At 52.0% G+C, this 17,849-nt stretch carries 14 protein-coding genes; 2 read left to right on the top strand and 12 right to left on the bottom strand.

Going from position 1 to position 17,849, the window contains the following annotated elements; genetic code table 11:
- Positions 1–4: 4 nt before the first annotated feature.
- The 3 genes from folP to rlmE form a co-directional block, all read right to left on the bottom strand.
- Positions 5–838 (bottom strand): dihydropteroate synthase, encoded by an 834-nt coding sequence (folP, locus tag KDD30_RS02395; protein ID WP_211647223.1) that lies wholly within the window; start codon positions 836–838, stop codon positions 5–7.
- A gap of 120 nt (positions 839–958) precedes the next feature.
- A complete protein-coding gene (gene ftsH / locus KDD30_RS02390) occupies positions 959–2,926 on the bottom strand; it encodes an ATP-dependent zinc metalloprotease FtsH (RefSeq protein ID WP_211647222.1) in 1,968 nt (655 codons plus the stop codon).
- 50 nt (positions 2,927–2,976) lie between these two features.
- Positions 2,977–3,606: a 23S rRNA (uridine(2552)-2'-O)-methyltransferase RlmE gene (gene rlmE / locus KDD30_RS02385; RefSeq protein ID WP_211647221.1), complete on the bottom strand. Its 630-nt coding sequence runs from the start codon at positions 3,604–3,606 to the stop codon at positions 2,977–2,979.
- A 179-nt stretch (positions 3,607–3,785) separates the two neighbouring features.
- On the opposite strand from rlmE, the gene yhbY reads away from it, so the two are divergent.
- Positions 3,786–4,082, top strand: coding sequence for a ribosome assembly RNA-binding protein YhbY (yhbY, locus tag KDD30_RS02380; protein ID WP_211647220.1), 297 nt, complete (start codon positions 3,786–3,788; stop codon positions 4,080–4,082).
- 87 nt (positions 4,083–4,169) lie between these two features.
- On the opposite strand, the gene greA is transcribed toward yhbY, so the two are convergent.
- Positions 4,170–4,643 carry a transcription elongation factor GreA gene (greA, locus tag KDD30_RS02375; protein ID WP_211647219.1) on the bottom strand — a complete coding sequence of 158 codons (474 nt, stop codon included), beginning with the start codon at positions 4,641–4,643 and terminating at the stop codon, positions 4,170–4,172.
- A gap of 451 nt (positions 4,644–5,094) precedes the next feature.
- Between greA and dacB the strand changes: the two genes are divergently transcribed.
- A complete protein-coding gene (gene dacB / locus KDD30_RS02370) occupies positions 5,095–6,510 on the top strand; it encodes a serine-type D-Ala-D-Ala carboxypeptidase (protein ID WP_211647218.1) in 1,416 nt (471 codons plus the stop codon).
- 64 nt (positions 6,511–6,574) lie between these two features.
- Here dacB and KDD30_RS02365 read toward each other — a convergent pair whose 3' ends face one another.
- The 8 genes from KDD30_RS02365 to carA all read right to left on the bottom strand — a co-directional run bounded on the left by KDD30_RS02365 (position 6,575) and on the right by carA (position 17,618).
- Positions 6,575–7,120: a carboxymuconolactone decarboxylase family protein gene (locus tag KDD30_RS02365; RefSeq protein ID WP_211647217.1), complete on the bottom strand. Its 546-nt coding sequence runs from the start codon at positions 7,118–7,120 to the stop codon at positions 6,575–6,577.
- Positions 7,121–7,144: 24 nt separating this feature from the next.
- The gene (locus KDD30_RS02360; protein WP_211647216.1) at positions 7,145–8,935 is read right to left on the bottom strand and encodes a thiamine pyrophosphate-binding protein; all 1,791 of its coding nucleotides are present in this window, start codon (positions 8,933–8,935) and stop codon (positions 7,145–7,147) included.
- A gap of 11 nt (positions 8,936–8,946) precedes the next feature.
- A complete protein-coding gene (locus KDD30_RS02355) occupies positions 8,947–10,398 on the bottom strand; it encodes a Dyp-type peroxidase (RefSeq protein ID WP_211647215.1) in 1,452 nt (483 codons plus the stop codon).
- Positions 10,399–10,496: 98 nt separating this feature from the next.
- Positions 10,497–11,081 (bottom strand): carboxymuconolactone decarboxylase family protein, encoded by a 585-nt coding sequence (locus KDD30_RS02350; RefSeq protein WP_211647214.1) that lies wholly within the window; start codon positions 11,079–11,081, stop codon positions 10,497–10,499.
- A 9-nt stretch (positions 11,082–11,090) separates the two neighbouring features.
- The gene (locus KDD30_RS02345) at positions 11,091–12,596 is read right to left on the bottom strand and encodes an FAD-dependent oxidoreductase (RefSeq protein WP_256449226.1); all 1,506 of its coding nucleotides are present in this window, start codon (positions 12,594–12,596) and stop codon (positions 11,091–11,093) included.
- A complete protein-coding gene (locus KDD30_RS24745) occupies positions 12,557–12,904 on the bottom strand; it encodes an NAD(P)-binding protein (RefSeq protein ID WP_211647213.1) in 348 nt (115 codons plus the stop codon). Before KDD30_RS24745 ends, KDD30_RS02345 begins: the two co-directional genes overlap by 40 nt.
- Before the next feature lie 332 nt (positions 12,905–13,236).
- Positions 13,237–16,461 (bottom strand): carbamoyl-phosphate synthase large subunit, encoded by a 3,225-nt coding sequence (carB, locus tag KDD30_RS02335; protein WP_211647212.1) that lies wholly within the window; start codon positions 16,459–16,461, stop codon positions 13,237–13,239.
- A 17-nt stretch (positions 16,462–16,478) separates the two neighbouring features.
- On the bottom strand, positions 16,479–17,618 hold the full coding sequence (gene carA / locus KDD30_RS02330) for a glutamine-hydrolyzing carbamoyl-phosphate synthase small subunit (RefSeq protein WP_211647211.1): 1,140 nt from the start codon (positions 17,616–17,618) through the stop codon (positions 16,479–16,481).
- Between the last annotated feature and the right edge of the window lie 231 nt (positions 17,619–17,849).

The raw sequence follows: 17,849 nt of genomic DNA, 5'->3' as shown, positions 1-17,849 counted from the left end.
CTCTTTATTTTGCCTGTTCCAGCGTCATCCGGCAGACAGCCAGCACGTCCTGAGTTTCCTGAGTATCATGAACCCGGATAATCTGGGCACCTTTCATTGCCGCAATGGACGCACACGCAAGGCTCCCCGCCAACGCTTCCGCAGGTGATTTATTCAATAGTTTACAGATCATGGATTTTCTGGACATCCCCACCAACAGGGGTAAGCCAAACTGATGAAATTTATCCAGATGAGCCAGCAACTGATAGTTATGCGTCAGGGTTTTCCCAAAGCCATACCCCGGATCCAGGATCAACTGATCCCGGTTTATACCTGCTGCTTCACAAGCCTGAATTCGCTCATTCAGAAACGCATTCACGTCCTTGAGCAAATCCTCATAGTGTGGCTCATGCTGCATTGTACGCGGTTGGCCCTGCATATGCATTAAACAAATCGGGACACCGGCCTGAGCCGCAGCTGCCATGGCACCGGGTTCACGCAGTGCCCGGATGTCATTAATCAAATCCGCGCCAGCATTCACCGATTCGGTCATCACGGCTGCTTTGCTGGTATCAACAGAAATCCAGCAATCAAATCGCGATCGAATCGCTTCAATGACCGGGACGACACGCGCCAGTTCTTCTTCAACCGACACATCCGCCGCACCAGGCCGGGTAGACTCGCCCCCCACATCAATGATGCTGGTACCAACGGCCAGCATCGTTTCCACGTGTCGCAGCGCATTATCCAGATGATTGAATTGACCGCCATCAGAGAAGGAATCCGGCGTGAAGTTGAGAATACCCATGGTATGCGGGTAAGAAAGGTCAAGTGTTTTTTCTTTACTTTTCAATAACAAGGCCCATTCCTCCTGACTGGGGGAGCACACGCTGGCGTGGCTCACTTGCTAAGATTCATCATATTACCCTGGAAACAAAAAACCCCGAGTCGCCCCGGGGTTTTGGTCTCACCACAAGGTTTAGGTCTGTGGCTTGTCATTTTCTTCGCTGTGGTGTGGCTGCACCTGCTCAGGCTTGTCTGCTGGTTTTTCAGCATCCTTCGCTTCAGTACTTGCCACTTTGCTCTCTGATTCAAGCGTGTCCGCTTTCAGTGTATCGTCTTTATCTCCCCACCCTTTCGGGGCACGGATTTCAGACTTACGCTCCATCAGATCATCCAGCTGACCGGCATCAATGGTTTCATACTTCATCAGCGCGTCTTTCATCGAATGAAGAATGTCCATATTGCCTTCAAGAATCTCACGTGCGCGTTCATAGTTCCGATCAATAATTGAACGGACTTCTTCATCAATCGCACGCGCAGTGTCGTCAGACATATGCTTGGTTTTGGTCACAGAACGGCCCAGGAAAACTTCACCTTCATCTTCTGCATAAAGCAGAGGACCCAGCTTTTCCGAGAAACCCCACTGTGTCACCATCTTACGCGCGATATCTGTGGCACGTTCAATGTCGTTCGATGCACCGGTCGAGACTTTTTCGAAACCGTAAATCAGCTCTTCCGCCAGACGGCCACCGTACAGGCTTGAAATCATGGATTCCAGATACTCTTTCGAGTGGCTGACACGATCCTGCTCTGGCAGATACATGGTGACACCCAGTGCACGACCACGCGGAATAATCGAGACCTTATATACTGGGTCATGATCCGGTACCAGACGACCAATAATGGCGTGGCCCGCTTCATGATAAGCCGTCGATTCTTTCTGATCTTCAGACATCACCATTGATTTACGCTCTGCGCCCATCATGATTTTGTCTTTTGCCAGCTCAAACTCCACCATAGAGACGGTACGTTTGTTCCCACGTGCGGCAAAGAGTGCCGCTTCGTTCACCAGGTTCGCCAGATCTGCACCGGAGAATCCTGGCGTACCGCGGGCAATCAGTGATGGTTCAACATCACCATCCAGCGGGACCTTACGCATATGAACTTTCAGAATTTGCTCACGGCCACGGACATCCGGTAAACCAACAACCACCTGACGGTCGAATCGGCCCGGACGCAGCAGCGCTGGGTCCAGAACATCCGGACGGTTCGTTGCTGCAATCACGATAATCCCTTCGTGACCTTCAAAACCATCCATTTCAACCAGCATCTGGTTCAGGGTTTGCTCACGCTCATCGTGACCACCACCCACACCAGCACCACGCTGACGACCGACGGCATCAATCTCATCAATGAAGATGATACAAGGCGCAGCTTTCTTCGCCTGCTCAAACATGTCACGGACACGGGATGCACCCACACCGACAAACATTTCAACAAAGTCAGAACCGGAAATTGTAAAGAACGGTACTTTTGCTTCCCCAGCAATAGCTTTCGCCAACAGGGTTTTACCCGTACCCGGAGGACCAACCATCAGAACACCTGTTGGGATTTTACCCCCCAGTTTCTGGAAGCGGCTCGGGTCACGCAGATAATCCACCAGCTCTTTCACATCTTCTTTGGCTTCATCACAGCCAGCAACGTCATTAAACGTTGTTTTGATCTGATCTTCACTCATCATGCGCGCTTTAGATTTACCGAACGACATGGCCCCTTTGCCACCGCCGCCCTGCATCTGACGCATAAAGAATATCCATACCCCGATCAGCAATAGCATCGGGAACCAGGAGATGAAGATAGAAGCCAGCAAGCTTTGTTCTTCCGGTGGTGTCCCAACGACTTTGACATTTGCGTTGATCAGGTCGTCCAGTAATTTCTGGTCATTCAGGACAGGCAGGTAAGTCAAGTAACGGGTGTTATCACGCTTAAATACCGTGATCTCACGATCATTGAATCGTACTTCCCTAATCTGATCCTGACCGATTTCCCGGACAAAAGTTGTGTAGTCGACTTGACGGCCAGCACTATCACCGGGACCGAAGCTCTGAAAAACAGACATCAGCACCACGGCGATGACTAACCACAAAATCAAGTTTTTTGCCATGTCACTCAAGGTGTTAACCTCGCGATAACTTTAAAGATGAATGTAGAGTACTACAGTTTATAACCTGTAGCCACAATATAGACTTCACGGGATCGATCCCTGGAGGAGTCTGGTTTACGGATTTTAACGACCTTGAACATACTGCGCACTTCTGCAAGATACTGATCAAAGCCTTCGCCCTGGAATACTTTTACTGCAAAGCTTCCGTTTGGTGCAAGGACCTGTCTGCACATATCTAATGCTAGTTCAACAAGATACATTGCTCTAGGTTGATCGGATGCCTGATTGCCACTCATGTTCGGCGCCATATCAGACAACACCACATCCACCATATCTGGTTGAATACGTTCGAGCAGCGCATCCAGCACAGCCTCTTCACGGAAATCTCCCTGTAAGAAGCTGACACCCGGCAGCGAATCCATGGGCAGAATATCACAGGCAATCACTTGCCCGTCATCACCGACCACATTCGCTGCATACTGAGACCAGCCACCTGGTGCAGCCCCGAGGTCCACCACGGTCATTCCTGGTTTCAATAACTTATCTTTATTCTGGATTTCTTCCAGCTTAAAAATAGCGCGGGAACGGTAGCCCTTCTTTTGAGCTTCCAGGACATACTTATCATCAAAATGTTCTTTCAGCCAGCGCCCTGAACTGGCCGAATGTTTCTTTTTACTCATGCATTACCCAATGCGATTACACCAAGCTACCTATTGTTCCCGTTCTGGTTCAGCGGTACTACTTTTACTGTGGCCCAGAGTTGGCAGGAACACCAGCGTAACGAAACAACGTTAGTCATATTGACTAGATGGCGTTAGAATACCCTGTTTTCAACCCTTGTTATAGATATTGAGTCACCATGAATCTAAGCACCAAACAGAAGCAATACCTGAAAGGCCTTGCTCACAGCCTGAAGCCAGTTGTCCTGATGGGGGCAAACGGCCTGACTGAAGCCGTGCTGTCAGAAATTGAACTGGCCCTTGGCCATCACGAATTAATCAAGGTGAAGGTTGCTGCGGAAGAACGCGAAACCAAACAGCTGATTGTTGACGCGATCGTTCGAGAAACTCAGGCAGAAAAAGTCCAGGTTATCGGCAACATCCTGGTGCTGTACCGTCAGTCTGAAGATCGAAAAATCGAGCTTCCACGCAAATAAAAAAGGCCGCCAACGCGGCCTTTTTTATCATGACAGGCCAGCGTGATTGTTACATTTATTAACAATAAACCTGCTGGCCTCTGGTCATTAAATGTACTCGACCTTTTCGATTTCGAATTCTTTCTTACCACCCGGCGTGGCGATACTCACTTCATCACCTTCCTGCTTGCCAATCAAACCACGTGCAATCGGTGAATTCACAGAAATCAGGCCACGTTTGATATCGGCCTCATCATCACCCACGATGCAGTAAGTGACTTCATCATCTGTGTTGATATCCAGCAAGGAGACAGTTGCGCCAAAAATGACTTTTCCTGTGTTCGTCATCTTCGTCACATCGATCACTTGTGCCACAGACAATTTATATTCGATGTCACGGATCTGAGCTTCACAGATTCCCTGCTCTTCACGGGCAGCGTGATATTCAGCATTTTCTTTCAGATCACCCAGTTCACGCGCTTCAGCAATGGCCTCAGTAATCTGTGGACGACGTTTCATCAAGGCGTCCAGCTCTTGACGCAGCTGCTGTTCGCCGCGGACTGTCATTGGGATCTTTTCCATAATGTTATCTACCTCGAAACGCCAAAAAAGCGAGATTGCTTTTCGGACAAAAAAAAAGCCAGCCCAGCACAAGTCTGGGCTAACGCATATAGAAGAACTTCAATTTCTGTCCCACAAGATACCTAATACTCAGGCCCGGATGCAACCTCTGAATCATGGTTCTGATAAAGTGTCCGAAAAAGTCCCTTTATCTTTGACGGTGTTACCATCATGCAGTGTTTCCTCTGAGCTGGTATGCTATATCACGCATGAAAAATAAGGGGAATGATGCCCCGCCCAATTCACCAGACTTAAATGATGAGATCAGCCCGCGCATCATTCAGTACCGTCATATTCTGGAAAGCAAATCCCTTTCCGGACGATTTAACAAGATACTGACGAACTTTATTTGCCGGAGCGGTCTCAAAATCCCTAAGATTCCCGATTCAACCTGCAACGGCAAATAATAACCATGATGAAAAAAACAGTTGGCCTTCTTCTTTCTTCCCTGCTGCTGATGCCTCCGGCATTTGCCGGTTTCTCGCCGAAGGCGGCCATTGAAACGCTGCCTCCCGGTCACGATCTTGCTTTGATGATCAGCAATCCGGCCACAGGCGAACTCATTTACAGCCAAAGGGCGGAACAACTTCAGGCACCGGCCAGTACCCAAAAAGTTCTGACCGCATTAGCCGCAAAGCTGTACCTCGGAGACAATTTCCGTTTTACGACCCAAATCGAGCAACAGGGCGATGACCTGATCCTGAACTTCAGCGGTGATCCGACCTTGTCGCGCCAGGATCTGACGGCCATGCTGCGCCAGTTGAAAAAGCAGGGCATTCGCCAGATTCGGGGTCATATCTATCTGAACGGAAGCCAGTTTACCGGCTATGAGCAGGCGCCGGGATGGCCATGGGACAGCCTTGGTGTCTGTTACAGCGCCCCCTCGAGCAGCATCACACTCGAGCACAACTGTGTACAGGCAGCCCTGTACAGTGACCAGCAACCGGGACAACTGACCCGGCTACATGTCCCTGCACATCAACCCATTTCTGCCACCAGCATTGCAAAAGTCGTGACCAAAGACGAACAGAAATCAGAATTCTGTGCGTTAGAACTGGTGACTCAACCCGGCAACCATTATCAGCTCTCGGGCTGCCTGCCTCAACGGGAAAATCCCCTGCCACTGAATTTCGCCGTGGTTGATACCGAAGCTTATGTTCGCAGCGTGCTGCAACAAGAGCTGGAACGGAATGGGATTCAGTTCAAAGGGGAGATCCTGAGAAACGACCGGAAACAGGGCAAGATGCTGGTCTCACATCATTCAGACAAGCTGCCCGTGTTACTGAAAGTAATGCTGGAAGACTCAGATAATCTGATCGCTGATAATCTGGCAAAAACTCTGGGACAGCGTTACTACGATCAGCCGGGCAGTTTCCGCAACGGGACAGCCGCCATCAAGGCCATCATTCAGGCGCACACAGGGATCGACCTCAGTCTGGCTGTTCTGGCCGATGGTTCAGGTTTGTCGCGGGATAACCGGATTATGGCAACGGACATGATGAAAGTAATCACTTACATTTATCAGCACCATAAGCAACTGGGTTTACTGGCTGATTTTCCGATCGCAGGTGAAACCGGTACGCTCAAATATCGTCAAAGCGTGCGTCAGGCACCCGTGAAACAGCATCTGGCCGCGAAATCCGGTTCTTTGTACGGCACTTTCAATCTCGCTGGCGTGATGACTGCAAAATCCGGTCAATCGCTGCTGGTCGTTCAGTTTGTCACCAACTATCTGCCACCCGAGAAGCCAGCGGATGCGCCACCGACAGATCCGGACATTACCCGTTTCGAACGCATCCTGTATACCGACCTCTACAATGCCTACTGATGCTTCAGCATTGATCCCCGGCCCTCAGACATTCTGAGGGCCGGGAACCATATAAGACTGCAGATCAGAACGGCGCTTCACCGGCTTCCGGCAACGGCACATCAAATGAAAATATCACTGTTGAAATCATGCGGTACATCCCACAAGCCATCACCAGATCCAGTAACCCCTGCACCCCGATTTCATCAATCAATGCCTGTTGCGTCGTCTCAGCAATCCCGCGCTGATACGCCACATCCTGAGCCACCTGCCAGGTATTCAGGTAAAGAGGTTTCATCGTTGCGCTGGCTAAATCTCCGGACAAAACCTGCTGAATCACCTGTTGCGGTAATCCGGCACGCTCCGCCGGAGCAATATGCTTCTCCCAGACAAAAGGGGCACCAATACAGCGGGCTGTCGCAAGAATGCCCAGCTCACGCAGATCGCCCGCCAGTTCACTTTCATGCCGGACATAGGTGCCGAGCTGGCCAATATGCTGTGCCAGTACCGGATGGTTCATTAAGGTCCGGTACATCCCGGACAGTCCATCTCGCGGTCCCAGCAAGGTGTCGTAAATTGCCTGTCCCTGAGCATCCAGATCAGCGCGCTCAATCAAAGGTAATTTTGCCATCCATTTCACTCCTTTTCTGAAAAATCAGGATTCCGACCAGTTGGGATGCGCCAGTTCCTGACGCCATGGATTCACCGGTGTTTGAATGTTCGGGTCACAACGAGCATCAATCACAAAGGGGCCTTTGGCGGTAAAAGCAAGATCAAAAGCTTTTGCCAGATCCTCCGGATGCTCAACCACGATACCTTCCCCGCCCAATGCGCGGGAAAATGCCGCCCAGTCATGTGTGGCCAGCGTTGTGAGCGCTTTGGCATTGTCGGTTGCAGCACGAAGGTAGACATTCCCCAGCGCGCTGTTATTGATCACCAGCACCACCAACGGTAACTGATGTCGCGCTGCCGTCTGAATCTCAATCCCGTTCATCAGCATGCAACCGTCCCCGGTAATCACCACACAGGGATGATCCGGATTGGCCACTTTGGCCCCCACACCAGCCGGGATCGCCCAACCCATCGGCGCCAGTGCTGTGGCCGTCAGATATTGCCTTGGCCCCTCACATTGCCAATAGTGTCCGGCAAACGCCCGGTGCGCACCGGAATCTCCAATCATCACGGTGTCTTTCGGCGCGATACGCTGCAGTTCAGCAATGACCCGTGCCGGGTTCATCGGCACCGCTTGGCTTCTCAGGTCCTCCGGCTCATAGAATCTTGGGGTTTCCTGTATCGTGCAAAGCCATGCCTGACGCTGTGCATTCATCGCCTGCAGCGGCTGTAACCGCTCTGCTTGCTCCGGCTTCAGCAGCCAGTCCAGCACCGCACTCACATCGCCCTGAATCGGGACCTCAACCGGGAAGTTTTTGTCGAAAACCCCGATGTCCAGATCCACCTGATAAATGCCAGCTTCCGGTGTTAAAGCCCGATCCCAGCGCATGGTATCCCGCTGATTCAGGCTCGAACCAAACACAAGCAACAGCTGATTGTCTGCAATCTCAGATTGACCAGACACTGACGCATGCTGGTGCAGCAAGGCCAGCGTCGCGTGCTGCGTGCCTGAATACCCAAAAACCCCCAGAGAGAGCGGGTGAGTTTCCGGAAAGACGCCTTTGGCTTTGAGGGTTGTTGCCACCGGGATTTGATAAGTTTCCGCGAAAGTAATCAGCGCTTGCGTGGCTTCGGAACGAATAGCCCCGCTGCCGACCAGGATCGACACATTCGCTTTGCCCCGTTCGCTGGCCTGAATCAACCCCTGACACAATTGCTCAGCGCCGCTCAGGTCAAAAGCGCGAGGGGTGCGTGCTGCATCATGCAATACCGGGACAGGATGTTGCTGACCGTTCAGTGTCTGCGTCTGAATTTCCTTGGGAAAACTCAGGCTGACCGGCCTGAGCGACTGTCCCAGCATGGTGCGAAATGCCCGGTCCAGCAAATGCGGCACCATGTCCGCTTCCGGGGCTTTCATCGCCATTTCCGTGACCGGACTCAGCATGCTGATATCATTCAGCCCGGCTTCACTGGCATCCTGAAACCCACCCCGGCCATTCCATGCGGTCGGAATTTCCCCAGCCAGCGCCAGCACCGGGGATTCATCGGTATAAGCCGTTGCCAGCGGCCCGATCATATTGGCCATGCCGGGGCCGCCGATGCCCATACAGACACCAAACCGACCGCTGGCTCTGGCATAGCCATCCGCCATGTAAGCTGCACCGGTTTCACTGGCCGCCACGATGGCTTTCACATCCTCACCCCCCGTTCCAAACTGATTGAGAAACGGGTCCACCACCCCGCCAGGGACCATAAATACATGGTCAACGCCATTGGCCTGAATGGCTTTCAGAACATAACGTGCAACGGGCATTGTTGTCGGATCGTCTTGCATTGGACCTCCTGTCATGCCGGTAAGTTTTTCAGGAAATGAAGACTCGGCATAAAGAAGTACTCGCCACCTTTCGTACGCACAAATCCGGAAAAGCTGAAGCTTACTTTGTCTGCCGTCGGGCTTCCCCAGCCCGTGGACCAGGTCTGCGACGCTGGTGTTTGTCCGGATGGAAGCTGACCCACTAAAGGATCTAACCCGACATCTCCGCGCAGGAAGTTTTCGTTATTACACCAGGTGTGCTGCATGAAGATAAACTGATCGACAATGCTGGCCTGAAAACTCAGAAACAGCAGCCCGGCATCCGTCCATTCCGTGGCAGGGTTGAGTTCCGCATCACCAAAACTGATCCCGCGACGGACAATCCGGCGACTGCGTTCGATCGTGGGCGGTGAATTAAACTGACGAACCGTATCGCCCCGTGGATTGGTCTTCCGGACATGGGCATGAAACGGGCACCGCAAGCCATCGGCATCCTGATCAAAGTTGAAGTTATTGAACAGATTGGTCCAGCCATCCCCGGCCTGTTCACTGATAGGGGTGCCATCTTTGAACCGTCCGACACACAGGGCACCAGCAAATTCCGGCGAAACTTTCTGATCCGTTTTTTCAGACAGGGTATTGGCCAGCAAATCCGCGCGTTGCCAGAACCCCTTGATGTTTTGCTGCAACTTCCGGTACACCACATAGGTGCCAAAACTCGACTTATCGCCCCCGGGATCCGGCACCATCACCAGACTGAGCGGCGCGCTCGGATCATTCTGGCTGTAACCGCCGTTACGATATTCCTCATTCAGTTCCGAGAAGAGAAACTTCGGATTACTGACCCCATCCACAAAGCCAAAGTGTTCAATCACCTGCTGCTTGTCATTGCGCATCACGTGACCACGCTGCACCACGACAATCTGCCCGATGCCATCCAGTGATTGCTTCAGGGCCTGAACCTGTTGATCCAGCGATTGATCGACCGTTGCCGGATCGCCGCTGAGCGCGAAAATCACCATGCCATCAATCGATTGTGTGAACGATGCTTCCCACTGTGATAAGTCATCATTCAGCGGATTTGCTGTGGGTTTGTGATCCCCCCGTGGCGCGGTATCGTAGCGCTGTGTTAAGTCTTTCATCCCGGCCAGAAATGCCGGATCATCCGGCCATTGTGTCTGTGCCACCCCAAGGTGGCGGTATCCCGTCGCACTGAGCATCAGATTGACAAACAGATGATCGGCTTTGCCCTGCTGTTTAAAGGCCTGATGCTGGCGATCCTGTTCCGACATGGAGGTCACTGTTTCAGCCAGTTGCCGAATCCAGCGCCGGTTTGCGGCTTCATCCGAACCCAGACTGAAAAAAATATGCCGGGCGGCATCGCGGCCGTGACCTTTCAGAATGTTGCCCTGTAAGTTAGCAAAAACGGTCTGAAAGTTTGGGTCGTCTAAGCCAATATTGGTTTGATTTAAATTCACAGGCATTGCTCATCTCCCTATGCATCTGAGACCACCGGACAGCGTCCACTCAGTGATAGATAAAAAATAAGCCGGTGCTGTATGCACCGGCTTTTGCTTTGTATTTATAACGATGTGGTGCGATATGCACCCGGTTCGGGTAAGGCCGGATTTCCGGATGCTGCCGGGATCTGACCAGCATTCAGCAGCGTGGCGACCATGGCGTAGTAGCCCGCCGTCAGCGTGATTTCAGTGATTTCCTGCACCGTGTACTGCGCCTGAAGTTTACGAAATAACGAATCATCCACCCGTTTGTGCACCAGCAGCAGACGCACATAAGCCACCAATTCCCGCTCACGTTCACTGACCTCTGACTGCCCGTCCAGTGACAAGCGCTGGCCAATTACCTCGATCACCTGAGGGGACACACCCGCCTTTTGCGCAAAACCAACATGATAGCCCCACTCAAACTGACACGCGTTTTCACTGAGTGCCGTGAGGATCACCAGCTCTTTCACGGCCGGATTCAGACAGGAATCGAACCGGATAAACCCACCCAGATCAGCCACCAGGTCCGCGGCTTTCGGTGAATTGAGCAGTAAGGCAAATACGCCGGAGACATGCCCTCTGCTGGCCGAGATGTGTTCATAAGCTGCCAGCGCTTCCCCCGAAAGTCCGTCCGGATGATTGAGATAAGGCAATCGATCCATGCCGCCTCCTTATCCGCGTTTCAGCGTGGGCAACTCATTTTCGTTTGCCAGCAGTGCCGCATTGACCGCCGACTCCACGGCCCCTTCAATCCAGGCGTGCTTCAGGGATGCATGTTCACCGGCGAAGTGGAGCCGGGCTTTGCCGGTTTCCGGGTGCGGCCACTCCGACTGAATGATGGCTTTGTGCAGTAAATGGAGCTGCCCCGGATAGAAAATCGCCGCCTCGCCGAAAGCATAAGGATCGTTCATCCAACTGACCGTTGCTGCGCCAACGATGTTGTCCTGATTGTCCTTGTACTTCTTCGGATCAAACACGCACAAATCCCGGATTTTCTGTTGCGCAGCTTCCCTGACGGCGTCATCCGCGCCAGGATCATGGTCGGCATGTACAATGGCGACATTGTTGAGCGCATAGCAATAGCGATCATAGTCCGACATCGAATCCCATTTACGGGCATCATCTGCCCAGGAATAGCTCGCCAGCATCACACCGCCTTTACTGGAACCCATGCGCTCACTCGGGTAGTACATAAATCGGTTCGGCAGATCGGTGACCGAACCACCGCCGTAAATCTCATTGCGGGTTTCCCAGAAACGCTCCCGGAACTCCAGCAGCACTTTGGTCGCAGCATCGTAATGCAGTTCACGCACGGCTTTGCGTTTTTCCTGACTGATTTCCGGCCACACCTGCACCATCCGGAAACTCGAAAACGGAATCGTCACAATCGCTTCGTCCCAGCTGCGTTCCGACAGCAGCTTGGCAACGGCCTGGTCCTGCTCCAGCCGATCAGCAATATCGTGGGACACTTCCGTTTTAATTTTGACTTTGCCGGTTTCTTCGCACAAATACAGCGCGTTGACGGTCTGATTCAGGTAAGTCACATCATCAAGATTTTCCTGCTCATAATAGGCTTGCGTGAATTTATCTGTGCCGCCCTGAATCAACCAGAAAGCAGTGTCCGGCCGTATGATGGCGAGCTCAATAAAGCTCTGAATAAAGGAGTAAGACATACGGGATTCAAGATTCTCGATCACGCCGATCATCTCGAGTGCATTTTCCGATAAATGCTCCTTTCCACTGAGTTCAACGATGGCCTCTTTCAGGAAGCGGCGCATGGAATACTCACCGTATTTTTCAATGATCTGAGGCCAGGCTGTTTTCGGATCCGCATGAACCTGATTCACCAGATCGCCAATCGCTTTTTCCAGTAATTCAGATGCAGTGGAAAATTTCTCGTTCTCGTTCAGGTCATAGTTCAGCAATTCATTAACATCTGACCCTTCCAGCTCGTAATTTTTCCGCAAGACATGGCGTCGGTTCACATGAACGAGGTTATTCCCGGTCGCTGCCAGGTTCGAAAGATCAACATTACCCTGCGCATCACGGTCCGGCTGCTGGATCTTTCCGGAAAGCGCGTCTTTTCTCGAAATACTTTTATTCAGGAAGAGTTGTTTCTGAACACCGGTCGAATCAATCAGATACTGCACCAGTTTGTGTTGATCCGGAATTCGCATTGCGCCAGCTTCAGCCGATAAATGGTCATCTTCAAAATATCGCTTTTGCGGGGTATTTCGAAATGTCCGGATCCGCCCCCGACCCGAGTATTCCCTTCAACAATGGTGACCCGATGCCCGGCTTTTCTTAATAAAGCCGCCGAGACCATACCGGCAATCCCGCAACCGAGAATCAGAATGTGTTTGGATTCCGTATTGGATTCAGGCAACCCAGATTTGAGATAAGCTTGATAAGCCTGCGCAATTTCATCCTGCTCAAACGGGAGCAGGCCGTGGAACGCATCCTCTAATAAACTGACGTCTGACATAACCATTCCTTATTTTTGTCTGTGTCTCGGCTTTTCATCCGCAAAGCCGCAGTACACCACGCTTCAAGCGTGAGTATTTGACTCAGTGAGCCGTGAAAAAAGCTTGCTGAGTTCAAAACTAGGTCAGATTGATTCAGATACAAAAAAAGGGAGAAATGAGACTGAAAAGTACAATCCTGCTCTCAATTGCCATGTGGAATGATGCAAAATTCAAGTGATGAGTTTTATCACGATCATGCAGCACGCAAAGATCAGAGACAAAAAAAACAGGCCCCGACAATTTGCCGGGGCCTGCAGGATTTCAGTGTTATTTCACTGAGTGTGAATCAAACTTATTTGATTCGGGCATGCAGTTCCTGAACGGAAGTGACTGTATTGCGGTCATCCGCAGTCAGTGCCATACAGGTTGCAAAGGCAGCATTCAGCGTTGTGGTGTAGTTCACTTTCTCGGCCAGTGCACCACGACGCAGGACTTTGGAGTCTTCAATCGCCTGACGACCTTCTGCCGTGTTGATGATGTAGCTGTACTCATTGTTCTTGATGCGGTCAAGAATGTGAGGACGGCCTTCATGCACCTTATTCACCAAACGCGGATTGATGCCCGCTTCACCCAGAATCACTGCAGTACCGTGAGTTGCATCCAGCTCATAACCCAGTTTCACCAGCTTCGCTGCCAGATCCACCACTCGGCGTTTGTCGTTGTTACGCACAGACAGTAGCGCGCGGCCTTTCTGGTCGCGGCTGTGTTCTTTGCCACAACCCAGCTCGGCTTTGGCAAATGCTTCTGCAAAAGTCTCGCCCACACCCATCACTTCACCCGTTGAGCGCATTTCAGGGCCAAGGATTGGGTCCACACCCGGGAACTTGTTGAATGGCAGCACCACTTCTTTCACCGAGTAATACGGTGGAATGATTTCTTTGGTGAAACCTTGTTGTTCCAGCGACTGACCAGCCATCACACGGGCTGCAATTTTCGCCAGCGGCGCACCGGTGGCTTTCGAGACGAAAGGTACGGTCCGGGCTGCACGCGGGTTCACTTCAATCAGATAAACTTCGTTATCTTTCACAGCAAACTGCGTATTCATCAGGCCGCGAACACCCAGCTCAAAGGCCAGCTTTTCAACCTGACGGCGCATTTCATCCTGAATTTCCTGGCTCAGGGTGTATGCAGGCAGCGAACAGGCCGAGTCACCCGAGTGAACACCCGCTTGCTCGATGTGCTCCATGATGCCGCCGATCACAACGCGCTCACCATCACAAATCGCATCCACATCCACTTCAGTCGCATCATCCAGGAAACGGTCCAGCAGAACCGGAGATTCGTTGGACACACTGACGGCTTCGTTGAAGTAGCGGCGCAGATCGGTTTCGTCGTAGACGATTTCCATCGCACGACCACCCAGAACATAAGACGGGCGAACCACCAGCGGGAAACCAATCTCTTTTGATTTCTCAATCGCCTGCTCCATCGCCGTCACGGTCGCATTTTCCGGTTGCTTCAGACCCAGACGATCAACCGCTTGCTGGAAACGTTCGCGGTCTTCAGCACGGTCAATCGCATCCGGGCTGGTGCCGATAATCGGCACACCGGCCGCTTCCAGTGCACGTGCCAGTTTCAGCGGGGTTTGACCACCGTACTGAACAATCACACCTTTCGGCTTCTCAACACGAACAATCGACAGCACATCTTCCAGCGTCACCGGCTCAAAATACAGACGGTCCGAGGTATCGTAATCAGTCGAGACAGTTTCTGGGTTACAGTTCACCATGATGGTTTCGTAACCGTCTTCGCGCAGTGCCAATGAGGCGTGAACGCAGCAGTAATCGAATTCAATGCCCTGACCGATACGGTTTGGACCACCGCCCAGCACCATGATCTTGTCACGGTCAGTCGGGTTCGCTTCACACTCTTCATCATAAGACGAGTACATGTAAGCGGTATCTGATGAGAATTCAGCCGCACAGGTATCCACACGCTTGTAAACCGGGTGGATGTCGTGACGGTCACGCTCTTTGCGGATTTCCAGTTCCGCAACACCCAGCAGTTTCGCCAGGCGCGCATCCGAGAAGCCTTTACGCTTCAGCTGACGCAGGAAGTCGCCTGTCAGACCGGCAAAGCCGCCTTCTTTCACCTTGGCTTCCATCTGTACCAGTTCTTCAATCTGAACCAGGAACCAGCGGTCGATGTTGGTCAGGTTAAACACGCCATCCACAGACAGACCGGCACGGAAGGCATCCGCGATATACCAGATACGCTCAGCACCCGCTTCTTTCAACTCATGGCGGATCTTGGTCAATGCTTCCGGATCATCCAGATCAACCATCTCGTCGAAGCCATTGGCCCCCACTTCCAGACCACGCAGTGCTTTTTGCAGCGATTCCTGCTGGTTCCGGCCTATCGCCATCACCTCACCGACAGACTTCATCTGAGTCGTCAGGCGGTCGTTTGCACCCGCGAATTTTTCGAAGTTAAAGCGTGGAATCTTGGTGACAACGTAGTCGATGGTTGGTTCGAACGACGCAGGCGTTGCACCACCGGTGATGTCGTTCATCAGCTCATCAAGCGTGAAGCCAACGGCCAGTTTTGCTGCCACTTTTGCAATCGGGAAGCCTGTTGCTTTCGACGCCAGTGCAGAAGAACGTGAAACACGCGGGTTCATCTCGATGATGACCATCCGGCCATCTTTCGGGTTAATCCCGAACTGAACGTTGGAGCCACCGGTTTCTACACCGATTTCACGCAGAACGGCCAGAGAAGCATTCCGCATCAGCTGATATTCTTTGTCTGTCAGTGTCTGAGCAGGTGCAACCGTGATGGAGTCACCGGTGTGAATGCCCATCGGGTCAAAGTTTTCAATCGCACAAACGATGATACAGTTGTCCGCTTTGTCACGGACCACTTCCATCTCGTACTCTTTCCAGCCAATCAGAGATTCATCAATCAGCAGCTCATTGGTTGGAGAAAGATCCAGACCACGACGGCAGATTTCTTCGAATTCTTCTTTGTTGTACGCGATACCGCCACCGGTCCCACCCATGGTGAAGGACGGACGGATAATACAAGGGAAGCCGACCATAGCGAGGACTTTGTAGGCTTCTTCCATGTTCTTCGCAGTATCTGCGCGCGGACACGCCAGACCAATTGACTTCATCGCTTTGTCGAAGCGTGAACGGTCTTCGGCTTTATCAATCGCGTCTGCAGTCGCACCAATCATCTCGACGCCGAATTCTTCCAGCACACCATGCTTTTCCAGCGCCAGGGCACAGTTCAGTGCCGTCTGGCCGCCCATGGTTGGCAGGATCGCGTCCGGACGCTCTTTTTCGATGATTTTACGAACCACTTCCCAGTGGATCGGCTCAATATAAGTCGCATCCGCCATTTCAGGGTCGGTCATGATCGTCGCGGGATTCGAGTTCACCAGGATGACGCGATAACCTTCTTCACGCAGCGCTTTACAGGCTTGTGCGCCTGAATAGTCAAATTCACACGCCTGGCCAATCACAATCGGACCGGCACCCAGAATCAGAACACTTTGTATGTCAGTACGTTTTGGCATCGTTTTACTACTCCGGCTTAGGCGCTGTGCTGTTTAATCAGTTCGATAAAGTGGTCAAAAAGTGGTGCCGCATCGTGCGGGCCCGGGCTGGCTTCCGGGTGACCCTGGAAGCTGAACGCTGGCTTGTCGGTACGGTGAATTCCCTGCAGGGAACCATCAAACAGAGATTTATGCGTGGCGCGCAGGTTCTCTGGCAGCGTCTCTTCGTCGGCAGCAAAGCCGTGGTTCTGGCTGGTGATCATCACAACATTGCGGTCCAGATCTTTCACCGGGTGGTTCGCACCGTGGTGGCCGAACTTCATTTTCACCGTCTTGGCACCGCTGGCCAGCGCCAGAATCTGGTGGCCCAGGCAGATGCCAAAGATTGGCAGTCCTTTGTCCAGGAAGGTTTGAGTGGCTTCAATCGCATAAGTACATGGTTCCGGGTCGCCTGGTCCGTTCGACAGGAAAATACCGTCCGGATTCATGGCCAGCACGTCCTCGGCTGACGTTTCAGCCGGCACAACGGTCAGGCGGCAGCCGCGGTCAACCAGCATGCGCAGAATATTGCGCTTGGCACCGAAATCATACGCCACAACATGGTAAGGCAGGTCGCTCGCGTCCTGTGCTTCCGGCAAGCCGTTTTCCAGCGTCCAGGAACCTTGTGTCCAGCTGTAGTTTTCTTTGGTCGTTACCTCTTTCGCCAGATCCATACCTTTCAGGCCAGGAAACGCTTTTGCTTTTTCCAGCGCCAGTGCAGGGTCCAGATTATCTCCCGCCATGATGCAACCGTTCTGAGCGCCTTTCTCACGCAGCAAACGGGTCAGTTTACGGGTATCAATATCAGCAATGCCGACAATATTCTGGGATTTCAGATAATCAGACAGGGTCTGTTGGGAGCGGAAATTGGAAGCAATCAGAGGGAGGTCGCGAATTACCAGGCCTTGCGCATGGATTGAAGTAGATTCTTCGTCTTCGGAATTGGTTCCGGTGTTGCCAATGTGGGGATAAGTAAGGGTCACAATCTGTTGAGAGTAAGAGGGGTCAGTGAGAATTTCCTGATACCCCGTCATCGAGGTATTGAAAACAACTTCACCAACGGCCGAACCATCTGCACCGATGGATACGCCGTGGAATACAGTCCCGTCCTCAAGGACTAACAGCGCCGATTTGCTCAAGACAACCTCCAATCTTCATAAAAACGCAAATAAAACGGATAAAATTGCACTCACCCATTCCATAGAAAGTCATCAACCGAGTCAAGCCGATTTTTGACAAATTGCGCGCATTCTAGAGATCCACGTCCAAGGTGTCAACAACAGGGTGAAATTTAATTTTAAATATCTCAATCAGAGGTCGCCTTTGACGCCAAACCTGTGAAAGAACATCTTTTCCTGCCCGTTTCTACC

It is taken from the genome of Photobacterium sp. GJ3, assembly GCF_018199995.1.
Lineage (GTDB): Bacteria > Pseudomonadota > Gammaproteobacteria > Enterobacterales > Vibrionaceae > Photobacterium.
This window is presented reverse-complemented; position numbering and strand designations above follow the sequence as displayed.